This window comes from Achromobacter sp. Marseille-Q0513 (genome assembly GCF_018195695.1).
GTDB lineage: Bacteria > Pseudomonadota > Gammaproteobacteria > Burkholderiales > Burkholderiaceae_B > Achromobacter.
Window position 1 is genome coordinate 1 of the sequence record NZ_JAGTJY010000548.1, and the last position, 433, is coordinate 433.

1 pseudogene is annotated in these 433 nt (G+C 64.4%); it reads right to left on the reverse strand.

Annotation, left to right across the window (positions count from 1 at the left end):
* Positions 1-228: pseudogene (locus tag KDH83_RS31705) on the reverse strand (hypothetical protein); the annotation flags it as partial.
* Positions 229-433 lie beyond the last annotated feature (205 nt).

Here is a 433-nt window from a genome sequence, read left to right on the forward strand (position 1 = left end):
CCCGCCCCCCCCGTGCCGCCCCCCCGCGTCGCTCAATTGCCGCCCGGTCATGTCGGGCAGGTCGACGTCGCCCCCCACGATGTCCCCGCGCTGCTGGCGTTTCTCGTCCATCGCTTTCCTGCCGTTGCGCGCGGCGCTGACGTCCGCTCCGGTTGCCTTGCGCGGCACGCTCGCCAGGCCCTCGCGGTTCGTGTCGTGTTCGTCGCCGACGATGATGGTATCGATCATGGTGTGCTTGCGCGGTAGGCGCCTTATGAGTCGGGTGCATTCTTCCACCGCGCATTGCGCGCTTGAATCAGCCTGGTCCTACGCGCTTGCCAGATGGACCGGCATGCGCCGTGCGCGCCTATGGCGAGGCCGAAAGGAAAGTTTCCTGCTTTGACTATTGTTCGAATTTCAACCCCTTTCGGTCAGTAGTATTTCGACATGTCCG